11 protein-coding genes are annotated in these 11,377 nt (G+C 42.3%); 8 read left to right on the top strand and 3 right to left on the bottom strand.

The genetic code is table 11. The annotated features are described in order from the left end of the window. Window positions 1-391 (top strand): amino acid permease (locus tag J536_RS22215; protein WP_155758158.1); only part of this gene is annotated, 391 nt, incomplete at its 5' end. 57 nt (window positions 392-448) lie between these two features. On the opposite strand, the gene J536_RS22210 is transcribed toward J536_RS22215, so the two are convergent. After that, window positions 449-1,330, bottom strand: coding sequence for a LysR family transcriptional regulator (locus J536_RS22210; protein WP_032063988.1), 882 nt, complete (start codon window positions 1,328-1,330; stop codon window positions 449-451). A 166-nt stretch (window positions 1,331-1,496) separates the two neighbouring features. On the opposite strand from J536_RS22210, the gene J536_RS22205 reads away from it, so the two are divergent. The 7 genes from J536_RS22205 to J536_RS22175 all read left to right on the top strand — a co-directional run bounded on the left by J536_RS22205 (window position 1,497) and on the right by J536_RS22175 (window position 10,087). Next, entirely contained in the window at window positions 1,497-3,014 is a 1,518-nt protein-coding gene (locus J536_RS22205) for a CoA-acylating methylmalonate-semialdehyde dehydrogenase (protein WP_032063986.1), read from the top strand. Between the two features lie 11 nt (window positions 3,015-3,025). Continuing rightward, the gene (mmsB, locus tag J536_RS22200; protein ID WP_032063985.1) at window positions 3,026-3,916 is read left to right on the top strand and encodes a 3-hydroxyisobutyrate dehydrogenase; all 891 of its coding nucleotides are present in this window, start codon (window positions 3,026-3,028) and stop codon (window positions 3,914-3,916) included. Between the two features lie 76 nt (window positions 3,917-3,992). After that, window positions 3,993-5,642, top strand: coding sequence for an AMP-binding protein (locus J536_RS22195; RefSeq protein ID WP_032063984.1), 1,650 nt, complete (start codon window positions 3,993-3,995; stop codon window positions 5,640-5,642). An 11-nt stretch (window positions 5,643-5,653) separates the two neighbouring features. Continuing rightward, window positions 5,654-6,781 (top strand): acyl-CoA dehydrogenase family protein, encoded by a 1,128-nt coding sequence (locus tag J536_RS22190; protein WP_002118030.1) that lies wholly within the window; start codon window positions 5,654-5,656, stop codon window positions 6,779-6,781. A 21-nt stretch (window positions 6,782-6,802) separates the two neighbouring features. Next, window positions 6,803-7,576: an enoyl-CoA hydratase gene (locus J536_RS22185; protein ID WP_032063983.1), complete on the top strand. Its 774-nt coding sequence runs from the start codon at window positions 6,803-6,805 to the stop codon at window positions 7,574-7,576. A 12-nt stretch (window positions 7,577-7,588) separates the two neighbouring features. Beyond that, window positions 7,589-8,614, top strand: a complete 1,026-nt coding sequence (locus J536_RS22180) for an enoyl-CoA hydratase/isomerase family protein (RefSeq protein WP_017387396.1) — start codon at window positions 7,589-7,591, stop codon at window positions 8,612-8,614. Between the two features lie 120 nt (window positions 8,615-8,734). Next, the gene (locus tag J536_RS22175; RefSeq protein ID WP_032063982.1) at window positions 8,735-10,087 is read left to right on the top strand and encodes an MFS transporter; all 1,353 of its coding nucleotides are present in this window, start codon (window positions 8,735-8,737) and stop codon (window positions 10,085-10,087) included. Window positions 10,088-10,177: 90 nt separating this feature from the next. Here J536_RS22175 and abaI read toward each other — a convergent pair whose 3' ends face one another. Together abaI and J536_RS22165 are read right to left on the bottom strand one after the other, a co-directional pair. Further along, the gene (gene abaI / locus J536_RS22170) at window positions 10,178-10,744 is read right to left on the bottom strand and encodes an acyl-homoserine-lactone synthase AbaI (RefSeq protein ID WP_005804777.1); all 567 of its coding nucleotides are present in this window, start codon (window positions 10,742-10,744) and stop codon (window positions 10,178-10,180) included. A 63-nt stretch (window positions 10,745-10,807) separates the two neighbouring features. Then, on the bottom strand, window positions 10,808-11,224 hold the full coding sequence (locus tag J536_RS22165) for a DUF4902 domain-containing protein (RefSeq protein ID WP_050680455.1): 417 nt from the start codon (window positions 11,222-11,224) through the stop codon (window positions 10,808-10,810). Window positions 11,225-11,377: the final 153 nt, after the last annotated feature.

Here is an 11,377-nt window from a genome sequence, read left to right as displayed (position 1 = left end):
AAACGGTTTAATCTTCTCATGTATTTTCATTATGGGTGGGGCAGTGCTTCAGTACTTTGTTCCAAACACCATGGAAGCATTTACTTTGGCAAGTTCACTCTGCGTAATCCTGTTTATTAGTGTATGGCTTCTGATCATGGCATGCTATTTACGTTACCGTAAGTTGAGTCCGGAGTTACATGCTAAATCGACCTTTAAAATGCCGGGCGGGGTGTTGATGGCGTATGTTGTCATTGCATTTTTCTTGTTCACTTTAGTGATTTTGGCACTAGAACCAGATACATTAAAAGCGGTATATGTTAGTCCATTGTGGCTAGTTGTTTTAGGCGTTAGCTATCATGTGTTTTATAAACCACGCATGAAAAAACTAGGCCAAGAAACTTTTGATTAATTATTCATAATTTCAAAAAAGCCAATCATCTGTGATTGGCTTTTTTATTTAGGTTCTTTAATCAACCAACAAATGCTGATATTTATCGGCTTTTTTTCGTAGATAATCCCAAACCAATTTAATGCGCGGTTCATGTTGTAAATCAACAAAGGTCAGCATCCAAAACGTGTGGGTAAAGCGAACTTGTTGCTCTAACACTTCTTCAAGTTCCGGTTTATCATCTGCCAAAAACTTGGGCAAAATCGCAAGTCCTGCGCCAGCACTCACCGCAATTTGTTGGGCCAAAATACTGCTGCTACGGAAGTTAGCATTCAGCTTTAAAGGTAAACGTTCTAGACAATACAACTCAGGGCTATACACCAGATCATCAATATAGTTCACAAAGCGATGTTGGGTTAAATCTTCTAAGGCTCGGATAGGCGGGTTTTGGGCCAGATAGTTTTTGCTACCATAAATTTTTAAACAATAATCTGATAATCGCGTAATGATGTAAGGGCCAGACGTAGGACGATCAATTGATACCACAATATCTGCCTCACGGTGTGAAAGCTTAATCATTTTTGGCACTGGAATTAGGTCGATGGTGAGCAGTGGATATTGGATAGAGAACTCAGCCAGTAAGCGAGCTAAAAACGCAGTACCAAAACCTTCAGGTGTGCCAATTCGCACACGACCTTGCAAAGGTTGATGTGGTTTTTCAATTTGTAAGAAAGCTTGTTCCATTTGCTCAACTCGAGGAACCAGTGCCATCCCTTCGAGTGTCAGCTCATAACCTGTCGCTTCACGCTTAAACAGCGTTGTACCCAAAGCAAGTTCTAGGGCCTGAATCCGTCTAGCCACCGTACTGTGCTCGACACCAATAATCCGCGCAGCATTGGTCAAAGTTTTAGTCCGAGCTAAAACCAGAAAAAAATGTAGATGATCCCAATCCACTTTCATTTTTGTTGTCATCCTTGTGCATATTTGCACAACAATCGTGCATGAATTTCCGTTGGTGGTCAAAGTTTTCTTTGTTAGTCTCAATTGAAACTGAAATAAAGAAAATACGATCAAAATGTATTTTCTAATAATTGAACACAATAAAAATATGGCCTACGGAGAGGTTATGAACACAATCCAAAAAATCGAATTGGAAACCGCTAAATTACTCATTAACGGAAATTTTATCGAATCTGAAACACAGGAATGGCAAGACATTGTTAACCCTGCGACTCAGGAAGTAATTGGTCGTGTACCATTTGCAACGGTTAAAGAAGTTGACGCTGCTATTCAAGCTGCACAAGATGCTTTTGCCTCTTGGCGACAAACCCCAATTCAGGCACGTATGCGCATCATGCTCAAGCTACAAGACTTAATCCGTGCCAACATGAAAGAAATTGCACAAGTATTAACGGCGGAACAGGGTAAAACCTTGGCAGACGCTGAAGGCGATATTCAACGTGGTCTAGAAGTGGTTGAACATGCCTGTTCAGTTGGTACTTTGCAAATGGGTGAATATGTTGAAGGTGTAGCGCGTGGTGTAGACACTTACACATTGCAGCAACCTTTGGGTGTCTGTGCGGGTATTACGCCGTTTAATTTCCCAGCCATGATTCCACTTTGGATGTTCCCAATGGCAATCGTGTGTGGCAATACATTTGTTTTAAAACCATCAGAACAAGACCCGTTATCAACCATGATGCTGGTTGAGCTTGCGATTCAAGCAGGCGTTCCAGCAGGTGTGCTCAACGTTGTGCATGGCGGTAAAGAAGTGGTTGACCGTTTGTGTACGCACAAAGACATTAAAGCGATTTCATTTGTAGGTTCAACTGCAGTTGGAACACATGTTTATAACCTTGCAGGGCAACATGGTAAACGCGTGCAGTCGATGATGGGTGCAAAAAACCATGTTGTGGTCATGCCTGATGCCAATAAAGAACAAACTTTAAATGCTTTGGTGGGCGCAGCGTTTGGTGCTGCTGGGCAACGCTGTATGGCATTGTCGGTTGCAGTCATGGTCGGTGACAGCAAACAATGGATTCAAGAGTTAGTTGAAAAAGCGAAAACCTTAAAAGTAAACGCAGGCCATGAGCCAAATACTGATATTGGCCCTGTCATTTCAAAACGTGCTAAAGCGCGAGTACTCGACTTAATTAATAGCGGTGTTGAGCAAGGTGCAGAGTTACTACTCGATGGTCGCGATGTTCAAGTACAAGGCTATGAAGCGGGCAACTTTGTAGGTGCAACGATTTTTAGTGGCGTAAATACCGACATGCGTATTTATAAAGAAGAAATCTTTGGTCCAGTTCTTTCAATTATTTGTGTCGACACACTTGATGAAGCGATTGCGCTTATCAACGCCAATCCATTTGGTAACGGTGTAGGTCTATTTACCCAAAGCGGTGCGATTGCACGTACTTTCCAAAACTTAATTGATATTGGTCAAGTGGGTATCAATATTCCAATTCCTGTGCCAGTGCCTTTCTTTAGCTTTACGGGTTCAAGAGGTTCAAAACTGGGTGATTTGGGACCATACGGCAAACAGGCTGTGCAGTTCTATACCCAAACCAAAACCATTACCAGTCGCTGGTTTGAAGATAGCCATGAAGTTGGCGGTGTAAATACAACAATTAGTTTACGTTAAGGGGATCACGGATGAATATCGCCTTTATCGGTCTAGGCAATATGGGCGGCAAAATGGCCCATAACCTACTGAAAGCCGGAATCAAAGTTTATGGTTATGACCTCAGTGAAGTCGCGATTCAGCACTTTGCCGAGGCAGGTGGGGTGGTGTGTGATAGCCCACAGGATGCAGCTAAACAAGCTGATGTCGTTATTAGCATGTTGCCTGCGGCCAAGCATGTTAAGGAAGTTTACTTAGGCGAAAATGGTGTATTGGAGGTGCTAAAAGCAGGTAGCTTATGCATTGATAGCAGTACCATTGACCCACAAACCATTAAAGACATTGCTGCTGTTGCGCATAGTAAAAATATTAAAATCTGTGATGCACCCGTCTCTGGTGGAACCATTGGTGCTCAAGCAGGAACTCTAACCTTTATGGTGGGTGCCGATGATCAAACCTTTAACGAAGTAAAACATGTGCTTAGCCACATGGGCAAAAACATAGTTCATTGTGGTGATGTCGGTGCAGGTCAAATTGCCAAAATCTGCAATAACCTGATTTTGGGTATTTCAATGGCTGCTGTTGCTGAAGGTATGGCGCTGGGTGTGAAGCTAGGTATTGACCCACAAGCATTGGCAGGCGTCATTAATACTTCAAGCGGTCGTTGCTGGAGCTCGGACGTATGTAACCCATGGCCGCATATTAATGAAAATGCCCCAGCATCTCGAGGTTACCAAGACGGCTTTGCAACTCAGCTGATGCTAAAAGATTTGGGTCTTGCAGTAGAAGCGGCAGGCCAAGTCAAACAGCCAGTCGTATTAGGTGGCATGGTGCAACAGCTGTATCAGCAAATGTGCATGCGCGGTAATGCCAATCTCGATTTTTCGAGCATTATTCAGCAATACCTGCCACAAGAGGCATAACGGTAAAGCCAAAGGATGGCTTTAAACACATAAACCCTGTCGTGAATAACAACAAATCCGGACTGAGGGAAAAGATATGATGGATTATCAAAATGCTGCACAGACTTTCGATTTGGAAAGCACTGCAAAACAGATGTTATCAGGTTCACTTGATGCCTTAAATGCTTGTTATGAATGCTGTGATCGACACGCAGATGGCGACAAAATTGCACTGTATTGGCAAGGAAAAGATGGACGAAAAGAGCAATATACCTTCCGTGAATTAAAAGATTGGTCAAGTCAGTTTGCCAACTTTCTAAAATCACAAGGTGTAAAAGCAGGCGACCGTATTTCAGGTCTATTACCAAGAACACCTGAATTGATCGTGACTATTTTTGCAGCTTGGCGAATTGGTGCTGTCTATCAACCACTATTTACTGCATTTGGCCCAAAAGCGATTGAGCACCGTATTCAGCTTGCACAAAGTAAGCTGGTGGTGACCGATACGGGCAACCGTAGCAAGCTTGATGAAATTGAAAATTGCCCTGCAATTGTGACGGTGGCCGATGCACAAGGTACTCCGCTTAAAGCAGGTGATTTTAACTTTTGGAATGAAGTAAAACAGCAGTCTGATCAATGCGATTTGGTCATGCGTAGCATCCAAGATCCTTTCTTGCTCATGTTTACTTCAGGCACTACAGGTCCTGCTAAACCATTGGAAGTGCCTTTAAAAGCATTGATTGCCTTTGGTCGATATATGCAAGATGCCATTGGTTTAACCGAAGAAGATTCGTTTTGGAATATTGCTGATCCGGGCTGGGCGTATGGTCTGTACTACGCGATTACTGGGCCGTTATTCTTGGGTCACGCTACTTTGTTTTATGAAGGTGGTTTCAGCACAGATAGCTTATGCCAAATTGTGAAAGATTATAAAGTTAACAACTTGGCAGGCGCACCAACTGCTTACCGCATGATGATGGCGGCTGATCCAGCACAAATGGCACCGTTAAAAGGGCAGTTCCGTGTGGTGAGCAGCGCAGGTGAACCACTGAATCCAGAAGTAATACGTTGGTTTAAACAAGTGCTTGATGCTCCGATTTATGACCATTACGGACAAACTGAAGTGGGCATGGTGGTGTGTAATCATCATGGTTTAAAACATGAAATTCATGCTGGTTCAGCAGGTTTCCCAAGTCCGGGCTATCGCGTTGCTATTGTCAATGAACAAGGTGAAGAACTTCCGCCAGATACACCGGGAATTTTAGCAGTCGACATTAGCCAGTCTCCAATGATGTGGTTCGGCGGCTATAAAGAAAGTCGCAAATCGCCCTTCATTGGTCATTACTACTTAACTGGCGACACTGCCGAGCTTCATGCCGATGGCAGCATGAGCTTTGTTGGTCGTAGTGATGATGTAATCACTACATCGGGCTATCGTATTGGGCCTTTCGATGTAGAAAGTGCTTTGCTTGAACACGACGCTGTGATTGAAGCAGCAGTGATTGGTGTGCCTGATCCGGACCGTACCGAAGTGGTTAAGGCCTTCGTAATTTTAGCTGCGGATGCTCAACCTTCCGATACACTTGCTGAACAACTCAGCCAATTTGTTAAAAGACGACTTTCTGCACATGCTTACCCACGTTTAGTTGAATTTGTGAGTGAATTACCTAAAACTCCAAGTGGCAAAATTCAGCGCTTTTTATTGCGTAATCAAGAAATTGCTAAACAACAAGCTAAAGCAGGGTAAAGGAAATAATAATGCAATTTACCGAAGAACAATTACTCATTCGTGATATGGCGAAAAGTTTCGCCCAAGAACAAATTAAGCCTAATGCTAGCGATTGGGATCGAGATGGGACATTCCCGAAAGAAACCTTGGCTCAAATGGGGCAACTCGGTTTTATGGGGATGCTTGTTTCAGAGCAATGGGGTGGTTCAGACACGGGTAACTTAGCCTATGTACTAGCTCTTGAAGAAGTTGCGGCAGCAGATGGCGCAACCTCAACCATCATGAGTGTACATAACTCGGTTGGCTGTGTGCCTATTTTAAAATTTGGTACTGACGAGCAAAAAGAGCGCTTTTTAAAACCTTTAGCGCAAGGTGAAATGATCGGCGCTTTTGCTTTAACCGAACCGCATACTGGCTCAGATGCGGGAGCCATTAAAACCCGAGCAGTGAAAGATGGCGATGATTACATCTTAAATGGAGCCAAGCAGTTTATTACCTCGGGTAATAATGCCGGCGTCATTATTGTGTTTGCCGTGACCGATCCGAGCGCGGGCAAAAAAGGTATTAGTGCCTTTTTAGTCCCACGCGAAACACCGGGCTATGAAGTGATTCGTGTTGAAGAAAAACTCGGTCTGCATGCTTCAGATACCTGCCAAATTGCGCTGACGGATGTACGCATCCATAAAAGTCTCATGCTGGGTAAAGAAGGTGAAGGTCTGAAAATTGCTCTCGCCAATTTAGAAGGTGGACGTATTGGTATTGCTGCACAAGCAGTCGGTCTAGCACGTGCGGCACTCGAAGAAGCAACTCGCTATGCCAAAGAGCGTATTACTTTTGGAAAACCAATTTTTGAGCATCAAACCATCGCGTTTCGCCTTGCTAGCATGGCAACTGAAATTGAAGCAGCGAGACAACTGGTTCACTACGCTGCGCGTTTAAAAGAAGCAGGTCAACCGTGTCTCAACGAAGCTTCAATGGCCAAGTTATTTGCTTCAGAAATGACTGAACGTGTGTGCTCGAGTGCGCTACAAGTGTTTGGTGGTTATGGCTATCTCAGAGACTTCCCAATTGAACGCATTTATCGTGATGCGCGTATTTGTCAAATTTACGAAGGCACGAGTGATATTCAGCGTTTAGTCATCGCACGTAGTCTATAAAATCAGAACAAGGAATAAATAATGCAGTGGCAAAGTATTTTATTAGAAAAGCGTAATGGGGTTGGACTGATTACATTAAATCGCCCTCAAGCGCTCAATGCTTTAAACAGCGAATTAATTAGTGAAATTAATCAGGCATTAGATCAGCTCGAAAAAGACCGCGAAATTGGTTGCATCGTATTAGCAGGTTCTGAAAAGGCTTTTGCCGCAGGAGCTGACATTAAAGAAATGGCTGATTTGGCATTTCCTGATATTTATTTAGATGACTTTTTTCATCTTGCAGACCGTATTGCACAGCGCCGTAAACCTCTAATTGCAGCGGTGAGTGGCTATGCATTGGGTGGTGGCTGTGAGTTGGCGCTGATGTGTGACTTTATTTATTGTGCTGATAACGCCAAGTTTGGCTTACCTGAAGTGACCTTAGGTGTAATTCCCGGCATTGGCGGTACACAACGCTTAACCCATGCGATTGGTAAAGCCAAAGCAATGGAAATGTGCCTTACCGCTCGTCAAATGGGCGCTGTAGAAGCAGAGCAAAGTGGTTTAGTCGCACGTGTGTTTACTAAAGAAGAATTACTTGAACAAACCTTGCAAGCCGCTGAAAAAATTGCGGCACGCTCTTTAACAGCAAATATGATTCTTAAAGAAACCATCAACCGAGCTTTTGAAGTAAACCTTACTGAAGGCTTGCGTTTTGAAAGACGTATGTTCCATTCAATATTTGCAACATTTGACCAAAAAGAAGGGATGCAGGCTTTTGTTGAAAAACGAAAGGCAAATTTTAAAAATCAATAAGAGATCAATAAAATGAATACAGAAAATCACTTAATGATTGAGCAACAAGGTAAGTTGGGCATAATTACCTTAGACCGTGTGACTCATCTCAACGCATTATCGCTAGATATGATTAAAAGTATTGGCGCCCAATTGGAACTGTGGCGAAATGATGCTGCTGTTCAGGCAGTGTTAATTAAGTCAAATAGCCCAAAAGCCTTCTGTGCCGGTGGAGATATCCGCTATCTCTATGACAGTTATAAAAATGGCACGGCCGATTACAAAGGCTACTTTAGTGCCGAATATAAAATGCTAAATATACTGCGTGAATATGAAAAGCCAATCATTGTTGTGCTTGATGGCTATGTATTAGGTGGCGGTTTTGGCTTGGCTCAGGCTTGCCACATTGTGGTGAGCAGTGAAAAATCTAGATTTGCCATGCCTGAAACAGCGATTGGTTTTTTCCCAGACGTTGGTGCAACTCATTTCCTGTCTCGCCTTGATGATATTGGTGTTTATATGGCCATTACGGGTGAGCAGATCAGCAGTAGCGATGCGCTTTACCTCGATTTAATTGACTATCATGTGCCAAGCGAGCAGTTACAAGCGTTGCAAGATGCTCTCGTTGAAGCGCCAAGTTTAAGCAAAGAGGGAATTGAACGCATCATTACCCGATTTATTACTCGTCCTGCTGAAAGTGAACTCAAACAGTTGGCAGAAGGTATTCGTAAACACTTCGGATATCAGCATTTAGATGAAATCGAACAAAGTCTTGAAAATGAACAAGATGAAAGCTTAAAAACTTGGGCAAGCAAGATGCTCAGCATTTTGCAACAGCGCTCATTTATTGCCAAACAAACCAGTTTGAAACTGCAACATTTAGGCCGTGGACTTTCTTTACCACAGTGTATGCAGCTTGAACGTGATTTACAGGATATCTGGTTTGAGCATGGTGACTTTATTGAAGGTGTGCGTGCTCTCATTGTCGATAAAGACAAACAACCACAGTGGCAAGAACGTAATTCGAAATTTGAGCCAATTTTAGAAAAATTGAGCTAAACCGAATTACAAAAACATAAAAAGCTTAAGGAGATAAAGCGAGACCTGAAAATGCTTATGGTCAGGGCTGGTCATAAGCATAAAAAAGATAAAACAAGAAAATCTAAAAAGGATATTACGATGCAATCAATACATGGAAACGGTTCAAATACTAAAAAGTCGTCACATCGATTAGCAGGTATCTCTAGCATGGTCGGCACCACCATTGAGTGGTATGACTTTTTTATTTACGGTGCGGCGGCGGCGCTCATTTTTAATAAGCTATTTTTCCCAAATCTGGATGCACTTACCGGCGTGCTTGCTGCATTTGCCACCTATGCCGTTGGATTTATTGGAAGACCATTAGGCGGCTTAGTCTTTGGTCATTTTGGTGACAAGATTGGCCGTAAATCGATGTTGCTACTGACCTTGATGCTCATGGGGATCCCAACCGTACTGATTGGCTTATTACCGACTTATGAATCAATTGGATATTGGGCTGCGATTGGTTTGGTTGTCTTGCGATTCATTCAAGGTATGGCAATGGGCGGTGAATGGGGCGGTGCTGTACTGATGGCCGTTGAACATGCACCCGAAGGCGGTAAAGGGTTTTGGGGAAGCTTGCCTCAAGCTAGTACAGGTGGTGGCTTAATGCTAGCCTCAATCGCGTTGGGTCTGGTGTCGTTATTACCTGAAGAAGCACTGTTTAGTTGGGGTTGGCGTTTACCATTTCTTGCCAGCATTATTTTACTGGCAGTAGGTTGGTATATTCGTGTAAAAGTGCCAGAGTCACCAGATTTCGAAAAAGTAAAACAACAGTCTGAAGAAGTTAAAGTTCCTGCTTTACAGGTTTTTAAAAACCATCCAAAGCAACTCATCACCATTATTTTGGCTCGCGCTGCCGAAAATGCATGGTTCTATATTGCCTCAACATTTACATTGGCTTATACCACTGCACAACTTGGAATCCCACGCCAAGACATTTTATTTGCTACCATTTGCGGTGCAGCCGTCATTTTATTTATGACACCTTTATGCGGACATTTGTCGGATAAAGTCGGCCAACGCAATATGTTTATGTTTGGTCTATGCATATTGGCGCTTTACTGCTATCCATTTTTTACCATGCTCAACACAAAAGATCCGGTATTAGTGTGGACAGCAATTGTTTTGGCAATTGGCGTTGTGTTCCCAATTATGTATGCGCCGCAAGCTCAGCTTTTTGCACGTCAATTTCCAGCGGAAATTCGTTATAGTGGAATCTCGATTTCGGTACAGTTAGCTGGCGTATTAGGTGGTGGTTTGGCACCGATGATTGCTACTAAATTGTTGAGTGTCGGGCAGGGTAATCCATATCTAATTATGCTTTATATTGGAAGTATGGCTGTAGTCGCAATTATATCGACGTCATTTATGCCGCGTGATTGGAGTGCTAAAACGGATGAAGCTTATTATAAAAAGTCGAATTTAAATTTAAAAACCAAAATTGATTAATAGGTATTAATGTTTCTTAATCGTATTGCTACCTGACTATATAAAAATTGGGACTCATGCCAAAAATAGGTATGAGTCCCCAATAAGAAATTAAACATCAATCAAGCATGCAAACATAGCATATCCATCAATAACCATGGGTGGGCCTGCACGATGAGCACGAAAACCCGCAGCACGTAATAACCGCTCTACCCCCAGAGGAGAGGTGGTAATGAGTTGTTTTGCACCTTGTTCTCTTGCAAAGTTGATAGATTCTTGCAGAATTGCAATAGAGACGGGCGATGACACAGCTTGACTAGCTGAAGATGGTGGATTCGAGAAATCTACTGCTGAGAATCTTGATAACTCCCAAATTTCTGGTGAGCAAGGAATAGGCATTCCATTAAGTAATTGAGGAAATATCTCACCAAGTAAATAAGGTTGAGTAGTCGGTAGTAATCTGGCACAACCAATAATATTAGATTCTCTATCTTGAGCGACGACATAGGCGGTATCGACTTTGTCAAACTGATCTAGTTCTTCATTATTAGGACAGTTCAACTCCCAACCTAAATATTCAACAAATACCCTATAGCGGTAATTTTTAAATTTAGTATATAGGCCTTCTGAAAAATTATTTTGAAATCCAGCAATAACATTCATTACAAGTGCTTCCACTTATTTTTCAAGTGACTTTACTTAACAGGTGAGGAAGCGGTAACTGTAAGAATTTACAGGTTTCTAAGAGAAATATGGAGTTAATTTAGCCATTGTTTGGGTTGTATTGATTTGGGCATAAATGAACTGTTCCCAGAACAAAGTATCGATTTTCTTTTCAATTAGTGTTTCAGTAACTTCAAATCCAATATCTGTACCAGATACATCAACAAGCATAATATTGCTTCGAGGCAGTCCAATTCTTTTTATACTTGTGATGCCATTGTACTCAATAAATTCCCAATCCCATCCTGTACTTAAAGCTGGGGTCAGTGATGTTGCCCATTCAGTAAAACCATAATAGAGAATTTGAGAATCTTCAATTTGTGTTGATTCAACAATAGATATGAGGTGTTGGAGCGGATAGTTCATGAGCTGGTTTTCATTCATTCGAATAAAACCATCTGCTGATATTGAGAAATAAGGGGGGATGGTGACCATGCTACCTGTTCAAGTGACTTGAATTGGGGTTCAATGGATAAATAACATAAATTATTGCCAATAAAATACTGTTATGTTTAACAGGTTAAATGTAATTGTATGGCATACACCGTTAAGCTGTTCTTACTAGAGAGTTATTCAGCCTTTAAGGCT

It is taken from the genome of Acinetobacter sp. 809848 (assembly GCF_000581275.1).
GTDB lineage: Bacteria > Pseudomonadota > Gammaproteobacteria > Pseudomonadales > Moraxellaceae > Acinetobacter > Acinetobacter pittii.
The sequence above is the reverse complement of the archived record's forward strand: the minus strand, read 5'-3'. Positions and strand labels throughout refer to the sequence as shown.